Source organism: Streptomyces sp. NPDC058751 (genome assembly GCF_042746485.1).
Taxonomy (GTDB): domain Bacteria; phylum Actinomycetota; class Actinomycetes; order Streptomycetales; family Streptomycetaceae; genus Streptomyces.
Genome location: NZ_JBHYPZ010000049.1, coordinates 44,907 through 67,915, shown reverse-complemented (window position 1 = coordinate 67,915; position 23,009 = coordinate 44,907). Strand labels below are relative to the sequence as shown.

Below are 23,009 nucleotides of genomic sequence, written 5' to 3'. Positions count from 1 at the left end.
GCTCCAATACCGCCACGACGTCCTCGACGGCTGCCTCACCGGCACTGGCCTTCGCCGCCAGCTGCCATGACGACATCACGCTTTGAAGGTCAGTAGTTCGAATTTCAGAGTCATTGTCAGTGCCGTGTTTTAGCTTGAACTCAGCGCGCCAGAGATGAACTTGGGGGACAGAACTGGTGATCTTCGAAGAGCCATCGACAGTCTACGAGAGCATCACCTCTCGGATCCGAGCCCTGGCCGTGGGCTCCCCATTGCTGGCCCTGGACAACAGCAAGGCCAAGAAAGAACGTGGGTGGGACGGATACCGCATGGCCGAGCTGGCCTTGACCGCCATTGACTTCGTGACACTGCGCACGGACATGACCTCGGCCGTGCGCCAGGAAGCTGTCGTGGAACACGTGTCCGAGTTCGCCGCACTGCAGCTTCCGAACCGGCCAGGGGAGGAGTACCGGGCGGTCGCCCGATGGGTGACCGAGCGGCTGATCAACACCGAAGAACGCGACCGCGCCTTCCACCACGAAGTCGGGCATGTTACCGACGACGGATTCGAGACGCGCACAGCATCCTTCCAGATCCTCAAGGAAGTTCCCGATCATGTGGGGCAAGCAGCGCTCATCGCCACAGACGCGGCGATCACCGTGCTGGTACATGCGATCGACGTCGACATCGCCTCAGAACAGATCGCCGCCGAAGCTAAACTGGAGGCGCTGCTCAAGCGTTCACGGATCAGCGAGGCGTGGCAGGCCGCCCAGAACGCACAGATCCATAGCATCCGGTACGCCAAAGACATCCATGGGCGCATCGAATCGATGAAGCGCAATGTGCGGGCGGTGGACTGGGACACAGAAGTCAAAGACATCGTCGATGAGGCTCTGGAGCATGTTCGCAGCCGGTCCGAGGCCGAGACGATGCAAAAGGAGCGGGTCAACCAGCTGCTGGAAGCCACCGACGATGAACGCAAGCGCAGACAGCTGCAGGATCTCGCAGAACTCATCCACGAATGCTGGAAACGTCATGCGGTACTGATCAAGATGCTGATGGAAGTCGGTCCGGAATTCCGGCGGCAACAAGACCGTCAGGTATTCGTGGCTCCGGCGATTCACACCCGCGTACATCTGCATGAGCAGCTCCTTCAACCGGTTCTGGAGCTCTCCCTCGACGCGTGCCTGGGTCCCTTGGAGGCGTTCACTCGCGCGGTCATGGGGCCTGTGCGCCCTCGCGTGATGTACCTGCCTGACTACTTGGAGGGACTCGCCCAGGTCGCCGACGAGGCCGGTGGGGAGCTGGTGCCGGTCCAGGAGGAGTACGACTGGTCGCAGATCGATGCCCCTTCCGCCTTCACCGACGAGCAGCACCATGCGGTGGACGCTCTGCTGGCAGCCGTCACAGACCAGGGCGTGCGGCTCTCGGCCCTGCTGGAGACCACACGCCAGCCCGGCCCGGGAATGGGCCCGGACGCGGGAACCGACGAGCTGCTCACTCTCCGCGTCCAGCAGTTGTTCCGGCTCATTCCCGTGCGCCAGCTCGCCGACGGCGAGGCTGCCGTGGTGGCCGTCGACGACGGCACGGTCCTGGATGACGACCGCTTCGGCGGCAGCGACTTCCTCCTGGTCCGCACCCGGAGCACCGCCATGACGCAGGAGATGAACACGCCACTGCCCGCGTTCGCCGCGCCGCACCGCACCGCCCGCAAGGCTGACACCCACTCGCTTGATCAGGAGAGTGCATGAACCGCCACGAGGATGCTGCCGAGGCTGCCCGGATGGTCGCCTTCGCCATGGCCCGCCGCAAGGCTCCCGCCCGCTCCGGCGAGTATGCCCGCCTTGTCCAACGCTTCGATACCGAGCCGGACTTCGCGCAGGTGGTGCGGAAGGTCGCCCAGGGATTCGACCTGACAGTGCTGGAAGTCCATCCTCTGACCGGGCTGGTCCTGGGCACCACACCCGAGACCGACTTCGCTGTGTCCGTCTCTGAGCTTGTCCCGCAGACCTCCGATCGTCCCCTGTATCTGCTGGCCCAGTTGACGATTGCGTCCATGGTCTTTCCTCGCCCCGAGGACCTCGACGATGACGAGCATGTAGGGCGGATCTCGGTCCGGCAGGTCGATGACGAGATCCGTGTACGGGCTTCGACCATTGAACGCCGCCTTGCACACACTGGCGAGGACGTCGATCCGCCCTCCGGTCAACCGGGGTTGGAGGGGCTGTGGCGGGCCTATCTGCGCCGCAACGCCACGGGCAAGACCAAAACGCAGACGGGCAGAGCACCGCAGGCGTCTACAAGAGCCCTGGTGAAAAGGGCGTTCACGCATCTAGAAAGCCACGGTTTCGCAAGCAAGGTCAGCGACGAGGACGCCGGCACCTACGTCACCCACGTCAAGTACCGGCTGCAGATCCGCGACCAGGCCGCACGCGACATGCTGCAAGAACTCGCAGCGCTGGGTGTCGCAGCCCTGCCCACGGACGGTGCACCCGGCCACGCCCAGCCGTCACCGGAGGCACAGCCGTCGCCGGACGATGCCGTGCCGGCCAACGGCCTGTTCAGCTGACCTTCCTCCCCCAAGGACTCCTTCCATGTATGAGCTCAACCGCATCCTGCTGCGAAACTTCGGTCCTCGCGATGCCCGTTACGAGGATGTGCCGCTGGACTTCTCTGGCGTCGGCGCCGAGGTGGAGACCGCCTCACTGATTCCCGACGCCGGACACGTCACCCACCGCCCGGCACCCGCCAGCCTGGTCATGCTGCAAAACGGCGGCGGCAAAGGCGTCTTACTGACCGGTATCACCTGCACCACCATCCCCTTCCACCACCAGGATCTGGAGACACTGCGCAACTTCACCATCTCCATGGCGCAGCCCTCGCACGTGGTGCTCGAATGGGCCGACGCCCGCACCGGACGCCTGCTGGTGACCGCACAGGTCCTGGCCCCCGAGCGCGACGGCAAACTCCAGCGCTGCTTCTACAGCTTCCACCCCTGCGCGGCCCTGGACGCCGACCGACTCCCCTTCCACCGCGAGGGGCACTGGACTCCGTACGAGGACTACTGCACCGAACTACGCGACTGGAAAGAACGCGTGGAAGCGCTCGAGCTGCACCTCGTCGACGGCCAGGAGAAGTGGGAGAAACATCAGCGCGGTCTCGGCCTGCAGCCCGAACTCTTCGACGTGCAGCGCAGGATGAACGCCAAGGAAAGCGACGCCGCCGCAGCCTTCACCACCAACACCGCCAACGCCTTCGTCGAATGGCTCCTGCGCAAGGCCACAGACGACGACCAGTACACCGAACTGGGCACCGCCTTCCACGGTTATGCCGCCGCACACGACCAGCGTGCCCAGTGGGAAAGGGAGCGGCACTTCGCGGTGGAGATGCACCGCGCGTGCGAAGACGTTGCCGGCCTCCACGACTTGTACTCACAGCATGCCGGTGCAGCCCAGGGTGCCGAGAAGGACCTCGTGCACCTCACCTCCTCGGTCCGGGCGCGTCACACCCAACTCACCACCACCGAGAGCGACAGAAACGCCGCCCTCAAGAAGACTCACGGCTTGCTGGAGGCCGCGAAGAGCAGCAACGTTCTCGCCCACGCGCGCGTCCGGCACGTGCAGTTGTGTGCCCACACTCTCGAGCTGGGCGAGATCACCGCTCAGCAGGAGGCTGCTCAAAAGGAAAAGCAGGAGGCGCAGCATCAGTGCGCGGCGTGGGCGAGCGTACCGATCGCACTACGCCACTCACAGGCCCAGGACGACAACAACCGCGCCCAGCAAGCCCTCGTCCAGGCCGAACGCACCGCCGCCCCCTACATCCAAGCCCTCGACACCGCAGCAGCAGCGCTACGCGTCGGCTACACCCGGGCCGAGCAAGAGGCCCGCGAAACAATCCGTACGCACCACCGCGTGACAAGCGAGACGCAGAAAAAGATCGGACAATGGCGTACCCGCAGCAACGAACTGCTCACCGCGGTAGGCGACGCGCAGGCAGAAACCCGCATTCTGCAGAAGCAGACCGACGACTTCGCATTACGCCTGAGTGCCGCCCGCGAGCTAGACCTTCTCGCTCCGCAGGAAAGCGCCGCCGATGCCGCGGCCCGCACCCGGGACGACGCGCGCCACAGCGAGCAGCTGCGCCGGGAAGCCGACCAGGCCCGCAAGAGCATCAAAACCGAACGGGACCGATCCCACACTGCTCTGTCGAAGCAACAACAACTAGCCTGGTCCGCGCGAGGAGCCGCGACGGCAGCAGCAGAGGAGACCAGCCGGCTGCGCGCTCAAGCTGAGGACATTCGCAGCAACTCGCTGTGTGGCGAGCTCCTGGAAGCCAGCAGCGACGAACTGGGCGCCGGTGACGCATTGTGCTGGCTGAACGACCACGCCGACACCCTGGAGCAGGTCGCCGAGCGCCGCTCCGGCGGGCTCGAAACCACACTCACAAACAAGCGCATCGACCTGCAAAGCGATCAAACCCTGCTCGCCCTCCTCGACACCAGCGAGGGCCTGCTGCCCGCCGCCGCAGAGGTACGCGACCTGTGCGGAAAACTGTCGGAGCACGGGATCCACGCCGTGCCCGGCTGGCAGTGGATGCACGACAACGTCCCGACCAGCGAGCGCCAGCAGGTCATCAACACGCACCCCGACCTGGTCGGCGGGATCATCGTGGGCGGCCTTGACGGCCTGGACACTGCCCGAGCCCTGGTGGAGCGCCTTCGCCCGCTGCCATCCGCCTCCGTGACCGTGGGCACCGGGGAGCGGATGCTGAGCATCCAAGCAGCACCCGATGCGGGCCGGTTCGTGGTCGAACCCTCCCCCGCCCTCCACAACGAAGAAGCCGCCGCGCACGAACGCGCCGCGGTCGACGCCCGCATCACCGAGGTCACCCACGAGGTGAATTCGCTCGGTCAGCGCATTACCGCTGTACGCGACCTGCTCCGCCAAATCGCGAACTGGCGTGACGCCTTAGGTCTCCAGCCGGTGTCCGAGCTGCTCAGTCGACTGGAACTCCTGGAGACCGCTGCTGAGGAAGCCGAGAGCAACCTGGCCGAAGCCCGCACCGCAGCAGGTGAGCAAGAGGCTGCGCTGCAGGTTGCCGAGGATAAATGCGAACGTCGTATCGAAGGGCTTAAGGCCGCGCAGCAAATCGCCGAGAAGCTGGCTCGCCTGGCGGAAGAGGAGTCCGCTGCTGACCAAGCACAGGCCCGCATCAATGTCCTCACCGGTGAAAAGGTCGCACGCGACACCCAACTCGAGTCCCTGGCGGTCCAGATCGATGAGGCGGACAAGGAAGTCCTGCGTCTCGCGCGCGCCATCGAATCAGCCGAGCAGGCTGCAGAGGGATACGTCCGGTCGCGCGAAAAGATCACCAGCACGTCCCAGGCAGAGCAGGCGCACGATGACTCCGGTGCACCGCTGTTGCCCCTCCCCTCTCTCCAACACCGCTACCTTCAAGCGCAGGACGAACTGAGAGGCGTTGAGGTCGGCGAGGACCAGCAGGTGCGAGCGGCGACAGCGCAGAAGGCGCTGCTCGCCAGCCAGGAGGAATGGGACCAAGTCCCCGAAGCAGTCCAGGGGCTGGCTCTGGCCCACAGTCGAGACGGACGGGCCGGTGATGCTGTTCAGCGCGACGCGATTCTGCGCGCCCTCACCGTCGAGATCGACTCCTACGAAACGGCACTCCAGGGACTCCGGGATCAGGCGAGCCGACTTGAAGAGCGTGTCAGGCATTTGGAGCCGGCAGCCTTGCCTAACGACGAAGAATCGACCGCCTGGACCCCGACCACCGTCGCCGAGGCCCGCGAGCTGGAAATGAGGGCAGCAGACGAACTGAGCACGGCTCAGAACGAGGAACGTCTAGCCCACGACGCCTTCAACACCGCTCGCCGCAATCAGACCAGTTCCACCAAGGACCTGGCGGCATTCGACCGGGTCCTGCCAATGCTGGAAACTGCAGTCCACGGCCTGACCGTCCCGCCGGACCAGCCGCCTTACGACGGTACTGCGGAAGCCGCTACATCCGCCGCCCGCCAGGCGGTCGCCGCCCACACTACTTGCCGGGATACAGCGCGCCAGACCGAGCGAAAGCTGGAGGGAGGCGTCAGCCGGCTCAAGGAAGTACCTGGCGATGTCCGATTCGAACGACTCGACATCCCCCTGCGTACACAGATCTCCGCCCTGGACAGCCACCACATCCCAGCGATGGCCGCCACCTGGACCAACGCACTGGCTTCCCGCATCGCAGCCCTGACCTCAGACCTCGAAGGCATGGCCAAGACCCGTGAGACCCTCGCCTCACACCTCAGCGGCCACGTCACCGACCTCCTGCAGCGCCTCGACCAGGCCAGCCGCTTCTCCGCTTTCCCCGAGGGGGACGCCCCCTGGTCCGGGCAGAAGTTCCTCACCATCCGCTACAAGAAACCGGACCTTCCTGCCCTCACGGCCCAGATGCACGAATCCATCGACGCGCTGGCCGGCAATCAGCGCACCCGCAACCTCAAAGGCATCGACGTCGTGATGCGCTGCCTCCTCGCAGCCGTCCCCCGTGGGTTCACCGCAGAGGTCATGAAGCCCAATGCCTCCCAGCGCCTGGACCGCGTCCCCGTCGAAGAAATGAGCCGCGTCTTCTCCGGCGGCCAGGAACTGACCGGAGCCATCCTCCTGTACTGCGCACTCGCCGCCCTGCGCACCTCCCCTGGCCCCCGCAGCCGTACCCGCAACGGCGGCCTGCTCCTGCTCGACAACCCCATCGGCCGGGCCAACGCCAGCTATCTCGTCGACATCCAGATGGAGATGGCCGCCGCCCTGGGAATCCAGCTGATCTACACCACCGGGCTGAGCGACGAGGACGTCACCTCACGCTTCCCCATGCGCATCCAGCTGCGCAACGACGCCGAAGCCCGAAGCGGCCTCTCCCTCATCCGGCTCGAAGAACACGTACGCAACGCCCTCTTACCCGCGCCCCGCATCACCCCCGACCAGGACGCCCCCGAACCCGTCGGCATGCTCACCGCCGCCCGGCTGTACAGGAAGCGGGACGACGTTCAATGACCTCACCCACAGATCCAGACCAGGTGCCGCTCTCCCCCGCAGCGGCACAACTCAGCGCCGCACTCCAAGCCCGCGCCGAACGCGTCACAGTCAGCCGGGCGACCGTCATGGAGGCATTCCGCGAAGCTCTGCCGGGCGCCGCCAGCGGCGAGAACGCCCGCAGCGTCCTCGCCACGCTGCTGTACGAAATCGCCGACCGCGACATCCTCAGCCTTCCCGCCTCCCGCAGCAAATGGGACGGCGGCCACCCAGCTCTTCCAGAGCAAATCCGAATCCCCACCACGTCGCCTGCGAAACACGCCACCCCACGCCAGCATGTGTCATGGCGGCCCGAGCTCAACTGGGCCTATGACGCCCGGCTGACCGCGTCCCAGACCGAGGACCTCCTCGCCTGTAACCGCTGGTTCCGAGATACCAACAACCAACCAGCCCGACGTCTCCCGGTACCCCTGCGCGAACGTTCGTACGAGATCTTCCGCTACGAAAAGCGCCTCGACACACTGATCACTGGATCCCTCTTCGCCCCAGGGAGGCTGACCCTCGAACAACTCGCCACCTACCGCGAACCGCCGCCGCTGGCCTACCGTCGGCTCGGTGACGGCGACACCGTGCTTGTTGCAGAAAACAGCGACACCTACGCGACCCTGCGCGACCTGCTCAAGCCCGACCCTGGCCGCATCGGATACGTCGCCTTCGGCTCCGGAAGAGCCTTCGAGGCATCCGTCGAAAACATCGCCGAACTCTCCGGCATCCACCGCATCGTCTATTACGGCGACCTCGATGCCGAAGGCATCGCCATCCCGGCCAGAGCCTCCATTAACGGCGTGCAGCACGGACTGCCGCCCATTGAACCGGCGACTGCCCTGTATCGCCTGCTGCTCGCCCACGAATCCACCGCCAGCGACATCATCACCAGCGAACGGGCTCATAACCTCACAGCGTGGCTCCCCGAGGAACTCCGGCAGGCAGCAAACGCCCTGCTGACCAAAGGGCAACGCATCGCGCAGGAGGCGACCAACCGGAACGAACTCAGCGTCGTTCCAGACTGGCGATGGTGAGCCATGCTCATCGACGAGGTTGGCGACGGGCTGCAGGTCTCTTCTGGCTGGGTCGTGCTCGGCGTAGTCGCGCAGGGCCATCCATGTGATGAACAGGACGAATTCGAGGTAATAGGTGCGGTAACCCTGGATGAGGTCGCTGGCTGGACAGACGGACGCCCTTGGGGAGATGACTGGCAGGATCCGACGCTTGCGCAGCTCCTTGCGGTAGGGGTTGGAGTCGTAGCCTTTGTCTCCGAGCAGCGAATCGGGGCGGCGGCGTGGCTGGCCGAGACGGCCAGCGACGGGTGGGATGCCGTCGACCAGGGCGAGGGTCTGGGTGACGTCGTTGACGTTCGCCGCGGTGGTAATGACCTTGAGCGGGGTGCCGCGGCCGTCGCAGATCGAGTGGTTTTTGCTGCCCGTCTTCCGGCGGTCGACCGGTGTCGGCTCCCCCTTTTTCACGCGGATGTGGGAACCGTCCACGCACGCTCTGGACCAGTCGAGTTCGCCGGCCGCGTTCAGTTCGGAAAGCAGGATGCGGTGCAGTCGATCGAAGACCCCGGCCTGCTGCCACCGTTCCAAGCGCCGCCAGCAGGTTTATCCGGAGCCGAACCCCAGCTCCAGGGGCAGCAGCGGCTTGACAAACGTCCACAAGTCGTCATCCACGATCCACGGCCGAGTACTCACACCCTCCCGAACGACCAAATCGCCTCATCGGTAACGCCCGGCCAGAGCACCTCAACAAGATCATGTCACGAGTTCATAACGGGTAAGCCCCCGACGTTGCGGGAGCCGCCTGTCGACAATCAGGCAATTCGACTCTGTCGGGGATCTTGTGACGCTTCACGCATCCTCTCGAAACATGTTCCAGGGTCGCCGCCCTGCCCGGCATTTGGGATGCTCAGCGTAAGACTGCGCGAGCACGCGGAGGGCTTAGCAAAGGCCAGCCAAGCGAGTGCCGGAGGGCCCTAACGGGGAGCTTCCGGATGCTTCAGACCAAGATCAGCCGCGATCAATACAACAAAGCAGACTAAAGCACCCAACGCAAATCAACATCGAACGCCCACCGAAAAGGCCACTCTGTGGGGCTATCAGGAAACTCGTTCGTACAGGATGCTCTCCACCTCCCGCAGCTCGCGCTCGACAGCTTCGGCGAGGTTCGGGTTATCGATGAGAACGCCGAACTCGACGTTGTTATTCTCCCCGCTCCAAGAGAAGTTCGCACTAGTCACCAAAAGAAGGTGGTGATCGATGACAAGGAACTTGGCGTGGTTGCGAACGTATGCGCCGTCGAACTTCTTGGTTCGCCAGACCTCGGCAGACGCCAAGTGCGCGGCGACTTCCGAAGTCGTGGGGGATCCTTGCTGTCCGACGCCGTCGGCAGCCCGAGTGTCCATATAAACGCGGACGGTGACATCATCACGCTGCGCGGCTTCCCGTAGCGATTTCCAAAGCGCTGAGCTCCGCTGGAAGTTAAAGGTCGAGCACGTGATTGCGTAACGAGCACTGTCCACAAGACGGGTCACTGAGGTGGTGAGCGGCCCGCTCTGGACGAGGTGTCCGGGCATGGTCCAGAGCGGTGACAGTGTGGTCGGCAGTGCCCGTGCCCCCTCGATTGCGCGCAGGGCCACGGCCTGATGGTGTCCTGCCCCGGTACCGCTGGCAATCGCCTCCAGAAGGCGTCGAACGTCTGCCCGCCGGCCGACCGCGACGACCTTGAGCGCCGCAGTGAGGGTGTCGCCGTCGGCAAGTCGGTCCGCTATCCCTTTGGCCTCGGTACCGGTGAGGAGTTGGCCGAGTCGTCGTGACGCGTCCGTCTCACTCATGGACCTGGAAAAATCCGAGGTCGCTGCCGGGCAGATCGAGGAGGAAGCGGCGGTCGAGGAAGCGATTTGCGCGCTCGCAGGAGGTTTCCGAGGCCATGACGCAACAGTGGCAGGCGGCGCCGTGGAGGAAGTCCTCGGGATCCTGCGGGGTGCGCTTGGAGCAGATGGGGTCGGAGGAGCAGCGTGCGGCCTTACGCAACGCACTGCCGACGGCACGCTGGAGGCGCGTTGGCTCGCTGAGCTGCACGAGGCCGCCGAGGGTGCCGTCGCTGTCTGAGGCGGTGGTGCAGATGAGAAGGCCAGCCGCAGGGTCGCGGCCCTCGGCGGCAGGCCACGCGTAGAGACGTTCACTCAGGCTAGCGGCCGAGTAGCCGCAGGTAAGGGCGAGTTCGCGGATGAGGATGTGGGCGAGGGTGTGGACGAGCCAGTAACGCGGGGGCTTCAGGCGGGTATCGGGATGTACCCGGTCGGCGGTCTCGGAGAAGCGGCGCCTGAAGTTCCTCTCGTGCGCCTGGCGGTGCAGCTTCCACAAGTCGGTTTCGAGGACGCGCTTTTCCCATGCGGCGACGGCGTGCTCGTCAAGCTGGAGAAAAATGCCTTCGCCCCGGTCCTCGGTAGCCACGGTCCAAGCTGGCCGGGGTGTGCGGGTCAGTGGGGCCAGGCGCCGTGGGAGGTCGCCAACGCGGTCCATGTCGTCGATGCGGGTGAAGCCGACCAGGGCATTCACCTTGCGGAGGCGTTCGACCGCGAGTACACGGATGATCTCCGGCTGCAGGGCGTCGCCCCGGTTCCGGGTGGCGAGGGTGAGTCCGCTCTTGGGATCCTCGACGCGGGCGCCGACGATGTCCCGCAGTAGGTAACGCCATTCGGGAACGAGAAGGTCGACCGGGTCCCAGTCGCGGAGCTTCTCCTCCTGTTCCTCCGGGGTGTCGGTGGGGGCGGAGGCCGCCTGAAGGACCTGTTCCAAGTCGTGGTCAGACAGGCCAGTGACGTCGACACGGTCGTCAAGCAGGTCCCGGATCATGCCCATGTTGTCGCGGTACTTGGCGAGCTTGTCGCCGAGAGCGGTACGGACCCGGTCGGCCAGGTCGCTGGCCTTCTCCTCCTGGGACTCGGGCATCACGATGATTGACTGGGTGGCCGGGAACCACAGGTTGGATGCGCCGACGAGCATCAGCCGGGTCTCGTTGCGGCAGCCCTTGGGTTCGAAGGCGTCCAAGTGCGGGTGGCGTCCGCGGCACTGGGGCAGTTTCGCCCTACCAGCCTCCCCTTGGGCCTCGTTCATAGGCCGCCGCACATCACAGGACGCGCAGTGAATGACTGCCGAGGCACCCTTGCCGGCGGTCCGGTCGACCATCTTCAGGGCGGGCAGCTCCGCCTGGGTGCAGGGCTGTCCGTGGTGCACCCACAGGTCGTACGGAAACTCGTCCAGGTGTCCGTCGACGCACGCCAGCAGATACCGGGCTGGAATGGCGGTGCGGCGCATCGGCTTGCGGGTACCAGCGCCCGCGCGGCCCGTGCACTTGGCGTGCTCGAAGACGGCCAGGTCGGTTCGGAAGGGATGCGTGTTGCGGTAGTCGAACTGAGTGAGCAGTCCGAGCATGTCGCAACCCGTGCACCGCAGCCATTGCGGAAATACTCGGGACGGGACTCCAAGGTCGTTGCCTTCGGCGGACCGGCTGTGCTTCTTCGGCTGCCAGGGATACGGCCGTAGCTGCACGTCGGGCGAACGCAGCATCATCCGGACCACGTCACGCAGGCGTGGGGCGTGGATCTGCGGAGGCGCGGAGTCGCGACGCCGCCAGATGCGGTCCCAGTCGTCCAAGCCAGTGGGCATGATCGTGAACTGCGGCAAGTCCATGATCGCGCCGGAACCGTAGGTGTAGAGCAGGGAGGAGGGGCGGGCCGAGCCTACCTTGGCGCGGTTGTGCTTGGTGGCCTTCTCCGCCTCCTGCTCCAGGTCGCCCAGCGGGTCGACGGCGTGGGCGACGTCATAGACGAAGCGTGTCTCGTCACTCACGAGTTGTCCTCCGGCATCTTCCACTGAGGGGCATAGTCAGGAGCGCGGTATACCAGTCGTTCCTTGATCGGACTCACCAGGAGGTTGATCTCCGGCTGTACCTCGCGCATCGAGTTCGCCACGATGAATGGCGCCGCATCGCGAGTGTCGATGCCTGCCTTGGCATTCTCCGCGCTCATCATCAACGCGTCGTGCCGACCGTCATCCAAAACCCTCTCGTACACCAGCGACTTACGGTCCTCCATGAGGCTCTTACGTCGCTTGCCCCACTGGTCGAGCCGATTCTCCAGGCGCAGGCGGGCTCGGTTGGCGGCGTCCTCGTCGCCGGCCCGCGCAACGCGACGGACGAGAGCGTCGACGAGTTCGCCCGCGAAGTGCTGCTCGGCCTCGATACGGGCCGCTCCGTCCTCCGGGGACAGCCCTTGCCCGTGGCCGGCCTTGGCGGCCTGCAGGACGCGAGCAGCGCTAACCAGCACGCCGTCCAGGCCGCGCTCCAGGGAGGTCACCGAGAACGGGGTCACCGACAGCGCCTCCACCTGGGCGTAGAACGTCTCGTGGTAGTGGCGGAACTGCTCGAAATGGGCGAGGTCCCTCGGCCGCGCCCAGTTCCCGAGGGCGACCACCAGACCCGGCCGGTCCGCGGTACGGCCCACACGGGAGGACGCCTGGATGTACTCCGCGGTGTTCTTCGGTTGCCCGACCACGAGCATCAGCCCAAGGCGGGTCACGTCCACACCTACCTGGAGCATGGAGGTGGCCAGGACCACGTCGTACGGATTGACCTCACGCGTAGGCTCCGGCTTCTTCGCCTCTCGCAATGCACGCCGGTTTCGTTTCCCTGCGGTGGAGTCGAAGCCTGGGTCGAACGCCGCCGCCATCTGGTCCAGGGTCGCGGTGATGTCCGCGCTGGCCACGCGCGAGGTCAACTCGGCGACGTGCAGCGAACCATAGTCAGTGCCGGTGCGGCGGGGGAGCTTCGACCAGGGACGGCCCTTGGAGAGCGCGGTCTGAATGTCGTCGCTCATGTACCGGGCCATGCCGGCTAGTTCACGAGTGGCGCTGAAGTAGCCGACCAGGGTCATATACGGATCGGCCACGCGACCGGAACGGTCAAGAAGCAGTTGCCCACTGGCCAGGAGCACCTCGGCGACCCGGATCTCCGCCGTGGTCAAGCGCACCCCGGTCGTGCTGATCCCGACGTACCGGCGCCCTGGATGCTTCTCAGAGACTGGGATTTCCTTGGAAAAGTAGGTGTTCCCAGCATCCAGGACCTGCGGCGGGAAGATGGTGACATCGCGCCCGTATAGTGCACGCACCTGCTCCGGCGCGTTACGGGCGGTAGCTGTGGAGGCGACAAGCAGAGGACGCACCGGGCGACCATCCTTCGTCCGCCAGTCGGTCATCACGTCGATGGCCACCTCGAACAGGCCCACCGTCGTACCGAGTGCTCCGGTGATCAGGTGCAGCTCGTCCTGGATGACCAGATCCGGGGGCCGCAGCCTCGTGGCGGGGTGAACGGGAGCCGCCAGCCAGCCGTCCTTCTTTGGATGCTTGCTGCCATCCTTGATGTCGCACTGCTGATAGTCGGGGTGCACGAAGCCGTGCCGTTCACAGCGCCGCGAGACGTGCCCGAACAGCGAGGCAGCCTCGCCCTCCCGCGCCAGGCGGGCGAACTTGTCCACGGTGGCGATGACGAATGCCGGCGCGAGCCGGTAGATCTCCTCGTCGACCGTGAGCACCGGCAGCCCGTCCGGCACATCACCGCCGTCGGCGAACGGACAGTCGGCCAACTCGTCCCCGCAGTAAACGTACACCCGGCGCAGCACAGGCTCCGTGCGCACATCGCGCGCCTCGACTCGCGTCCCGCACCACGGGCAGCGCTGGATCTGCAGCACCGTCAGCCGATAGCCGCGCCCTCCATGGGCTTTCTGCAACTGCGTGGCGGCCTCGTCGTACCGTTTCGGACTCACATCGGTACCGACCCACAGCCCGATCCGAAACGGCTCCTCTCCCCACGTCGCCACATCGTCGCGCCGCGCCAGCTCCGCCGCGCACACCAAGGCGGTGGCGCGCTGGAACTGCTGGGCGGTGAGCAGGCGCAGCGTGTACCGCATAAGGACGGCAACCCCGGACCGCCCGTCCAGCGGACCGTCGAAAGCATCCACGACGCCCTGGCGGCGACGGATCGCGAACGTGTACGCGGCCAGCCCCAGATACGCCTCCGTCTTGCCACCACCGGTCGGGAAGAACAGCAGCTGCGCTTTGGCTAGGTCACCCGACCGCTTCTCGGTAGCCGGGTCGGACAGCAGCGGCAACTGCATGAGCACGAAGGCGAGCTGGAAGGTACGCCACGAATGCGCCAGGACCCCCTTCTCCGCGAGGATCGCCTTGCGAGCCTCGTCGATGCTCTCCTCCGGCCGACTCGCCCGCCGCTCCGCGACCTGGGACTGCACACGCTGATCAGCCATAACCCGGTTCATGAACCGGAAGCAGCGCAACGTTTCCTCGTCCCCGAGGAGATGCTTCAAACCCTCCTCAAGCTGGCGTTGCACCCGGCGTGCCTCGGTGACCGCGTCCAGGCCCTCGGACCGCAAATGCTCCGGAAGGGCCTCGGCCCGCTGTTCCTCGCCGTCCAGCCAGACCGTGTAACCCGCGACGATCGGCTCAAGACCCGTACGCAGCTCGTCGGTCGATGCCTCCTGGAGCTTGCGCATGTCGAGCATGGCTTCGCCGATCTCCTCGGCGGCCGTCTGCGGCGTCTCACTCACCGGCAGCCACGTCGTCCAGACCTCACTGGCCCTGCGTGCTTCCTCGGCTACCTCCCAGTCCACCGAGCAGGTCCGGCCATGGGCGAACTCCAGACGGTTGCGGTACTGAAGTCGCAGCCGCCGCAGCTCGTCATCCGGCTCCTCGCGCGTGTCCAGAAGTACGTCGTTGACCGGCAGGAACACCTCAGCTCCGCCGGCCGACACCGACAGCTTGGTCTGGTACAGCCACGCCTCGACCGGGATCTTGCGAGGCGTCTCCCGGTCGTTACACAGCGCCACCTCGATCAGGCGGCAGTCACCATCGACATCGTCGTAACGATCCACCCGGAGCAGGATCTTGTCCCTGAGCACGATCTCGGTCGTGCAGGACGGCTTCAGGTCGGCAACCTTGATCGTCTTTGGGGTGACATGCGGGGTGCGCTGAAAACGACGCAGAGCCGGAGCAGGTGCCGCACTCTCGCCCTCGCTGTCTTCGGCCCCCTCACCGCGCTTCTCCTTTACCGCCTCGTACGTCCCCCACGAGGCGGTCACCGTGAACTCGTCCAGGTCATTGGGGATCTGGAAGCGCAGCCCCATCGACGCCGGGATCATTAGCCCACGCTTCTGTGGCTGGTCCTCGACCTCGTCCTCGTCCGAACTCGCGCTGCTGTCGTCGACGGCGGTGAGCGGCACACCTCGGCTCTCGGCGGCGTCCACGGCATCGCCCACATCGGTCGCGGCGTCGTCCGAGCCCGCCTCGCCGGGGTCGTCCTTGCTGGCGGTAAGCCGCACGGGCGCGATCCGGCCGATCAGGTACGCCGAGTCAGGGACGCCGTCAAGAATCTCGTCCGGGCCGTTGGCCGGGCCAAGGAGCTCACGCTCCAGGATGTCGACCAGGTTCTCCCGGGCGGTCCAGGAACGGTCGTCGGGTTCGAGGGCGAGACGGTAGGCCGGGGCCTGGGGGACACTGGACGTCGCCGCAGGCTGGGCGCCGTTGCGCCGGGGGGTGGTCACTCGTTGCCCTCCTCTTCCTCAGTGGCCTCATTGTCATCAGTGGGACTGACAACGCCCTGAGAGGAGGCTCGACGGTGATTCTCTTCGAGGAGGCGGTCAAGGATCTCCACCCGGGCAGCGGGACTCACCGTCCAGCGCTCCATCTGGCGGTAGGTGTGGAATCCGTGTTCCAGGGGGACATCATCCCACCCATAGGCGGCCATTACTGCTCGATCGAGTGCCACGTGAATCTCTCGGAGGCGAGCCACATCTGAGTCGGAGGAGCCGCAAATGCCGGGGTCGTTGATCATGCTGTAGAGCTTGGTGAGGCCGAGGTCTCGGCGCAGCATAATCTCGCTGCGCTCAGCGTTGAGAATTCTACCGAGCTCGGCCATTCGACCGTCGTCCGCTGACGGGAAGGGAAAAGTCTCGAAGACTCCTGACGGGGTGTATCGCGGGTCCTTGCGTAGGCCAGATCCGTATTTGATCGCCCACATCTGATGCGGCGACGATGAAAGAACCGCCTGATCAAAGAATGATTCAGTCGCAAAAACTACCAACGCGTCCCCGAATACTCGATCGTTGGCAACCCGACTCGGCATTGCAGTGACGGAATGTCGAGGCATAGCGAGGACTTCGCTCAATCCGGAAATTGCTTTGCGTAGACCAGGACGCTTCTCAGCGAACTGCCACCAGTAGTCGCGGTAAACCTTTCGATTGTTTTTCAGGCGCTGCGGCCTGACTTGCGTGAACGCCCTCTCGTACGGCAATGAATATTTTTTCGCCGAATCTTCTTGATGATTGGTGAAGTCAATGATGTGGCGAGAAGCAGAGCTGTCCGGGCGGGAATTCAGGTCCTCCCCTCCGAGGTACGGTAGAACCACCTCGCGATTTCTAGGATCGACCTCTGCCCACTCCTCTGCTTCGACTGAAGTAACTACGAATCCCGATCCAGTGGGTTTACACCCCTCGAATGTGACACCCAAATTCTCGGCCAATCGAATGGGATTCCCTTCAACCCTCCCGGCAGGTTCCAGAAGTGTTGAAATGCGCCGCACCGCGACATCATCCGCAAATCTCGGGGCGCCCCCTGCTACCGCGCGATAGGTACCCCAAACAGCCGCATACTCCAGACTGGCGCTCACGGCAGGCCACGGTCGACTTTGAATGGACCGAGTAATGGTAAAGCCGCTAGAACTCATTCTGTCGAGACTTACCTCGCGACTCTTCCCTTGGGCGATGCTATTGGTTGCGATGAGTCCAAGCCCCCCTGTCGAGGTAAGGAGTTTTTCCGCGCGAAGGAAGAAGTATGCGACCACGTCGGCGTTTGCGCGATACCCGGATGCACACACCTCAACGAGCCAATCCCGGACGTTTGTACCCATTGCCCCCGTGATGTCGGAACCAGCGAGGAATGGTGGGTTGCCGATGACTGCGTCGAACCCACCCCGCTCCATCACGTCCGGCACGGCTAGGATCCAGTGCAGCGGCTTCCACCGCTCGTAGTCCGTGGTTACTGTCGGGGTGAGCCCAGCCTTCTTGATCCCGTCGAGCATCGTCCGGTCTGCCTCCCCGGCATCCGCCGGATACGCGCTTTCCACTGCGATGCGCAGGTTCTCGTATGCGGCTTTCAACTGCTTCCCTGGCTTTCCGCCCCACCGCAGCCCAGCTGCGATCACTCCGTCCGCGACATCAGCAAGCTGTGCCGTCAGTTCCTGGTACCGACGCCACTGTCGCCGTTTCGTAGCGGCCGAGCGTTGCGGGTCGCTGTCGTCTACTTCGGTAGCGAGCTGGTGACGCAGACGGCGGGCCTGGTTCAGGATGTCGTCCACATCTAGAGCAAAGACGCTTAGCTGATTGCCGGCCACAGCGGAATCAATGTGAAGCCGACGCAGCTGGTCAGCGTCGGTCAGACCGAGCAGGGCGTTGCCGTGCAGCACCTTGTCGTCGACAAACGAGAACGGGAGCTTCGGATCCAACGACACCAGCCATAGCGACAGCTTGCACATCTCCACGGCCATGCCGTTGATGTCGGCGCCGTACAGGCAGGTCGCAACCACGGTCCTTATCGCGTGGACGTGCAGGTCGTGCGGCGTCCTTCCGTACGCCACGCCCTCGCGCTGCCATGCCTCGACGAGCCGGTCGGCGAGGTAGCGCGCCGCAGCGACGAGGAAGGCGCCCGAACCGCAGGCGATGTCGGCGATGCGCAGGTCGAGGATCTGGTCGGAGTCGATGGGCCGCCACGCGTCCTGGTCGGCGATCTGGTGTGGTCCGGGCGAGTAGACAAGAGGTTCCAGCGCGTACCGAACGACCTCCTCGGCCAGAGAGCGGGGCGTGTAGTGCGCGCCGGCCGAAGCGCGCGAGGGGGTCTCCACCAGCAGAACACCACCGGGCTCCACCACCAGCGGCCGGTTACGCAGATCGCGGCGGATGATGCCGACGAACGGACGGAGCCGGTCGCGCAGGTCCGGGTCGTCGGTGACGTCGCGCAGGGCAATCTCAGTGTCATCCAGCGTCTCGCCCGCCTTCAAAACCTTGGTGAGGGCGGCCTTGCTGGACGGTTTCGCGGCTGGCTGGTGCTGCTTGATCCAGGCGAGGATCGCATCGGCCAGCGCGGTCTCGGTGTGCTTGGCGTGGCTGAGTTCTTCAAGGGTGGCGAGGGGGATCTCAGGTTCGGATCCCGCGCTGCCGGTCAGCCCGACGATGATCTCTTCGACGGGTTCGCAGGAGTAGCCGAGCAGACCCTCGTAGATGTAGCCGATCTGTTCGACGTCGATGTCGCGGAAGGAGATCCGTCGTGCTCCGCCGGACAGCTGGGCGATCTGGACGGCGCGCAGGACTTCGAGCATGACGCGGTCGCTGACCGTGATGGCCAGGGTGTCCTGGGAGTCGCAGGCGGTGAGGAAGGGGAAGCGGGCTGAGTCGAAGAGGGAGCCGCCGTACTCGGGCAGGCGCAGGTCCTCGAAGCTCGCGCCCCTGTACAGAGCTTGGGAAGTGGCCAGGAGTCGATGCCAGGTCAGGAACGTGGCGTCGAGGGCCTGTTCGCCCTCTTCCTTCTCGCGAGCGTCGAGGAGGTCGAGTTCGTCGCTGATGCCGTATCCCATCGCGAAGAGGCGGCTCTGCGGCAGCAGCCCGCGCTCTTCGGCGAAGAGGAGGAAGACGACGCGCATCATGACGGTGACGGCAGCCTCGTAGACCTCGCCCCTTGCCGTCGGCAGCGGGTCGGGCTCGCCGCGTCGCTGTGCGTCCAGGGCGCCTTCGGACAGGGCTTGGACGATGAGTTCGACTGCGCGGCGGACCTGGGTGCCGAGCGCTTCAGTGATCTTCTCAGCAGCGGTGACGGATTCGCCGAAGAGTTCCGTCAGTCGGTCCTGTTGCTTGCCACCGACCAGGCGGCGGCGCTGGAGGAGTTCGATGAAAGCGTTGCGGGTCTGGGGCTCTTCGATCCAGGTCTGGGCGTCAACGATGCCGGAGGCGACCATGGTCCGCGGCCGGGCGCTGACGATCGCCCACCAGCGGCCGTCGGTGACGACGCCAATGGGAACGCTGGAGGCGCGCAGCAGCTCCTCCATGCGGTCGATGGGGCTGGCCGACCAGCCGTCGGTGAGCGGATCGCGCAGGGAGTCCGTGGGGTCGGTGACCAGGACGAGGGCCCCGGTGGTGTCTCCGTGGACGAGGACGCCGTCGGCGCGGACGGTGACGACGTAGTCGGGCGAACGGACCTCGGCGGCGGCCGGGGCGGGCACGGTGTAGGAGGTGCCCCAACGCAGCCCCTGGCGCAGGACAAGGTCGACCCAGGCGTCGCGGGCCTCGCGGTACAGGTCGAGGGCGGCTTCGTCACCAGGATGCTCGTCCCAGTTCTCCCATGCCTTCTCGAAAGCCGGCTTGGCATCCTTGATGGCGTCGAGCGCGCGAGAGTCGGGCTGGGGGATACCTTGCGGATAGACGCGTTCCAGAGCGGGGACGGCGAGGAACGGGCCGTCCGCGTCGACGAGTTCGAGCCAGGCACGGTGCAGGCCGGCGGCGGTCGGAGGGTAGCGGCGGCTCATGCCTTGACCATTCCGTTCTTCGCGTCTTCGGGGGTGAGGGCGAACACGACCGCGGCGGCAGACACATAGGGCTTGATGTCGCTGTAGCGGTCCTGGATCGAGGCGATCTCGCGCGTCTCCTCGTCGTCCAGGCTGTCGAGGCGCTCGTTCATGTGCTGCAGGTCCCGGCGTCGCTGTTTCTGCTGGTCGTCGGTGAACAGCAGCTCTTCCTCGGCGCGGATGGCCTGATCCAGGCGGTCGCGAGACTCGCGCAGGTTGAGCCGGAAGGCGTCGAAGATCTCATGAGCACGCTTGATGTCGGAGTCCCGGCGCTGTGTAAGCGCCTCGGTGACCTTCTCCTGGCGGCTGGCACTCTTGCGTTCCATCGCGGTCAGCAGGCGTGTGCGCAGTCGGGAACCGTCGTCGTTCCACTGGTCAGCGAGGTGAGCGCGTACCTTCTCATCAGCCAGGAGCAGATCTTCGGAGTCGAGGGTTTCATCGAGGACCTGCTCGACCTTGGACTCGGCAAGTGCCTGACCGCGTAGCCGAACGCCGGTGAGGAACACCTCTTCGTGCAGTCGCAGCCCGCCGCGTCCGACCAGAACGAGTCGGGAGACCGCGGCCACACAGGACTCGGGCAGGCCGGGGGTGATGACGGCGGTGACCCGGTGTACTGGCGAGTCCGTGCTGAACAGCGCGGAGCGCAGGGTGCGGGTGGCGCGCTGCATGAGTGCGTGGCCGAGGTGAATGTGGACCAGGTCGGTGCGCTGCTGCGCGGCCTGGTCGTCGAAGGTGATGGGACGTGGGACGCCCGGCTCCAGGCGGGTGTCCAGGCCACGCAGGGCCGGCTGCCAAGAGCGACCGAGGTTCGGGATCTCGAAGACCTGCGCTTCGGTGCGGTCGTCGCCGATCTCAACGAGCGGGGGCTGAGAGGTCAGGGTGAGCGCGGTGTCCACCACCCGGCGGGCGTTCGCGGGTGTGAGATGCATGGCGGCCTTGTGCTCGTCGTACGTCTCCGAGAGCTTGGTGAGCTGGCGGTTCAGTTCCATTCCGCCAGCCAGCACGCGGGTGATCACCTCATTGCCGTCGTCCGGTGCGGTCAGCCGGGCCTTACGCGCCGTGCGCGTGGGAGCGAAGTGCTCCTGCACCTCGGCGTCGATGACCTGGTTGACCTTGCCGAGATCTTCGGTGGCCCGCCCGACCTTGGTCGCAACGATCCCCATGAACTTCATGTCCGCGTCGTACGTCGTGGAGTCGGAGACCGGGACGAAGTGGAAAATCTCCGGGTGCTTCGTCTGTCCGTACCGGTCGATCCGGCCGATGCGCTGCTCCAGGCGGGACGGGTTGAAGGGGATGTCGAAGTTGACCAGGCGGTGGCAGTGGGTCTGCAGGTCGATGCCCTCGCCGGCGGAGTCGGTGGCGAGCAGGACGCGGACCGGGTGCTTGTCCGGACTCTCGGTGAACCGGGCGCGAATCTTCTCTCGCTCCTCGGTCGGGGTCGAGCCCTGGATGACCTCCAGTACGTTGTCATAGCCACGCTGTCGCAGGACGCGCTCGATCCATTCGAGGGTGGCTGCGTACTCCGTGAACACCACGACGCGTTCATTGGACCAGTGGGTGCCGTCCGGCCGGCAGACCGCGGCGAGAAAGGTCAGCAGTTCTTCCAGCCGGGAGTCCGGCTTGTGCTCATAACGGCGCCCCCACTCGATGAGCGAGGCGATCTCGCTGCTGGTGGCCGCGACCAAGGAGTCCGAGCCCTTGGAGTGGCGCAGCGCCGTGAACTCAGGGTGCTCGGCTGCTCCCTCCTCCTCGTCCGACTGACTGCTGCCCAGCACCTCCGTGTAGTACTGGTCCTCGTCGTCCATCCGAAGCTGCCGGTCACCCCCGTCCGAGCCCTCGTACAGCTCAAGGGTGCGGGCGAACGACCACGGACTGGACAGGAAACGCTTCTTCAACAGCATCGCGACAATGTCGCCGCCCGAGCCCTTGCCGTTCGCCCGGGCACTGGCCGCCAACAGCCGCTCCAACCTCGCGAACTGCTGTTGCTCCTCCTCCGTCGGTGTGAACGGAAGGGTCCCCAGCTTCCGGGTCTTGAACCCCTTCTCCGGAAGATCGGTCTTCAACCACCGCACCATCACCTCCTTCAGCGCGCGCTCGTCGATGCTCGCGCCGCGGGTGAACCGGCGACCGTCGATCATCTCCAACAGGGCGGTGAACGACTCCGAATAGCCGTTGTGCGGCGTCGCGCTCAGGAACAGCCGGTGCTCGCACGCTTCCGCGAGCCGCATTGTCGCCGTCGTCCGTTTGCTGTCCACCGCGTAGCCACGCTGTCCCGGCGCCGTCGTCGGGCTGGCCGGCGCCACGTGGTGCGCCTCGTCGACCACCAGCACGTCGAACGCGTACCGCCTGGCCGTGCCTGCGCTGCGCACGTCCGCCAGTACGTCACGCAGCAGACGCTGCGCCCGCAGCGACGGCAGCCACGCCATGCTCACGATCACACGGGGAAAGAGCCGGAACGGGTTGGCGTTCAGTCCGTGGCTCCGCCGCACCTTCGCCATCAGCTCACTGTTGACGATGACGAAGTCCAGGCCGAACTTCTCCCTCATCTCGTCCTGCCACTTCAACGACAGGCTCGGAGGGCACACGATCACCACGGACCGCGCACGGTGTCGCAGCAACAGCTCCTGCACCACGAGCCCGGCCTCGATGGTCTTGCCCAGGCCGACGTCGTCCGCCAGCAACAGGTTCGTACGCGATGACTGCAGGGCCCGGCTCAGCGGCACCAGCTGGTACGCCTCCACGTTCGCGCCGCTGCGGAAGGGAGCCTGGTAGGAGTTGGCATCCGCCGAGGTGACTGCACCCCAGCGGACTGCATCCACAAACGCGGCGAGCGTGTTCGGATCGTCGAACGCCTCCGCCCGCACAGTCTCTGGCAACCCCTGGTTCGGGGCGACGGTGTGCCCGACCTCCAGCTCCCAGACGACCGTCAGCTCCTGCCCGAGCCGATCCTCATCCAGCGACTGCAGGCTGACCACATGAGAGAGCCCAGGCACACCCTCGTCGGCGGGGCTGCGAGGAAGGCCCTGTTTGTTGACATCGGACACAGCCCAGGTGGAGCCCCGCACCTTTACGACCTGCCCGGGCTCCGGGACCGGTGGAAGAGGCGTCGCGCGCGCGGTAGTGCTCGCTGATCCCTGCGGGTGCTCCGTAGCGGTCGCCACCTGGGCAGACTCCTTCACCGATGCCGTAATTGTCAGATTGTGATCGCCCTTGCCCTTCGCTCTGCTACGAGAGGCTAGAGGATCACGAAAGCACTAGTATCTA

Annotated in this window: 9 protein-coding genes and 1 pseudogene; 4 read left to right on the top strand and 6 right to left on the bottom strand. The window is 65.5% G+C overall.

Going from position 1 to position 23,009, the window contains the following annotated elements; genetic code table 11:
- Window positions 1-176 precede the first annotated feature (176 nt).
- The 4 genes from ACFW6B_RS34310 to ACFW6B_RS34295 are packed head-to-tail and all read left to right on the top strand — an operon-like array spanning window position 177 to window position 8,089.
- The gene (locus ACFW6B_RS34310; RefSeq protein WP_386602424.1) at window positions 177-1,730 is read left to right on the top strand and encodes a hypothetical protein; all 1,554 of its coding nucleotides are present in this window, start codon (window positions 177-179) and stop codon (window positions 1,728-1,730) included.
- Window positions 1,727-2,548: a hypothetical protein gene (locus ACFW6B_RS34305; RefSeq protein WP_386602422.1), complete on the top strand. Its 822-nt coding sequence runs from the start codon at window positions 1,727-1,729 to the stop codon at window positions 2,546-2,548. Before ACFW6B_RS34310 ends, ACFW6B_RS34305 begins: the two co-directional genes overlap by 4 nt.
- Before the next feature lie 25 nt (window positions 2,549-2,573).
- Window positions 2,574-7,031: a hypothetical protein gene (locus ACFW6B_RS34300; protein ID WP_386602420.1), complete on the top strand. Its 4,458-nt coding sequence runs from the start codon at window positions 2,574-2,576 to the stop codon at window positions 7,029-7,031.
- A complete protein-coding gene (locus ACFW6B_RS34295) occupies window positions 7,028-8,089 on the top strand; it encodes a Wadjet anti-phage system protein JetD domain-containing protein (protein ID WP_386602418.1) in 1,062 nt (353 codons plus the stop codon). The genes ACFW6B_RS34300 and ACFW6B_RS34295 overlap by 4 nt, the downstream gene beginning before the upstream one ends.
- Before the next feature lie 162 nt (window positions 8,090-8,251).
- Here ACFW6B_RS34295 and ACFW6B_RS34290 read toward each other — a convergent pair.
- The 6 genes and pseudogenes from ACFW6B_RS34290 to drmD all read right to left on the bottom strand — a co-directional run.
- A pseudogene (locus ACFW6B_RS34290) lies at window positions 8,252-8,554 on the bottom strand (transposase); the annotation flags it as partial.
- Window positions 8,555-9,162: 608 nt separating this feature from the next.
- Window positions 9,163-9,897, bottom strand: coding sequence for a DISARM system phospholipase D-like protein DrmC (drmC, locus tag ACFW6B_RS34285; protein WP_386602416.1), 735 nt, complete (start codon window positions 9,895-9,897; stop codon window positions 9,163-9,165).
- Window positions 9,890-11,917 (bottom strand): DrmB family protein, encoded by a 2,028-nt coding sequence (gene drmB / locus ACFW6B_RS34280; RefSeq protein ID WP_386602414.1) that lies wholly within the window; start codon window positions 11,915-11,917, stop codon window positions 9,890-9,892. Before drmB ends, drmC begins: the two co-directional genes overlap by 8 nt.
- Window positions 11,914-15,678, bottom strand: a complete 3,765-nt coding sequence (gene drmA / locus ACFW6B_RS34275; RefSeq protein WP_386602412.1) for a DISARM system helicase DrmA — start codon at window positions 15,676-15,678, stop codon at window positions 11,914-11,916. The genes drmB and drmA overlap by 4 nt, the downstream gene beginning before the upstream one ends.
- Entirely contained in the window at window positions 15,675-19,706 is a 4,032-nt protein-coding gene (locus tag ACFW6B_RS34270; protein WP_386602410.1) for an Eco57I restriction-modification methylase domain-containing protein, read from the bottom strand. The genes drmA and ACFW6B_RS34270 overlap by 4 nt, the downstream gene beginning before the upstream one ends.
- Window positions 19,703-22,906 (bottom strand): DISARM system SNF2-like helicase DrmD, encoded by a 3,204-nt coding sequence (drmD, locus tag ACFW6B_RS34265; RefSeq protein WP_386602429.1) that lies wholly within the window; start codon window positions 22,904-22,906, stop codon window positions 19,703-19,705. The genes ACFW6B_RS34270 and drmD overlap by 4 nt, the downstream gene beginning before the upstream one ends.
- Window positions 22,907-23,009 lie beyond the last annotated feature (103 nt).

What these genes read in the sequence shown, in the direction of transcription:
- ACFW6B_RS34305 (WP_386602422.1), top strand. Translation starts at nt 1,727, where the DNA reads ATGAACCGCCACGAGGATGCTGCCGAGGCTGCCCGGATGGTCGCCTTC.
- ACFW6B_RS34300 (WP_386602420.1), top strand. Translation starts at nt 2,574, where the DNA reads ATGTATGAGCTCAACCGCATCCTGCTGCGAAACTTCGGTCCTCGCGAT.
- drmC (WP_386602416.1), bottom strand. Translation starts at nt 9,897, where the DNA reads ATGAGTGAGACGGACGCGTCACGACGACTCGGCCAACTCCTCACCGGT.
- ACFW6B_RS34295 (WP_386602418.1), top strand. Translation starts at nt 7,028, where the DNA reads ATGACCTCACCCACAGATCCAGACCAGGTGCCGCTCTCCCCCGCAGCG.
- ACFW6B_RS34270 (WP_386602410.1), bottom strand. Translation starts at nt 19,706, where the DNA reads ATGAGCCGCCGCTACCCTCCGACCGCCGCCGGCCTGCACCGTGCCTGG.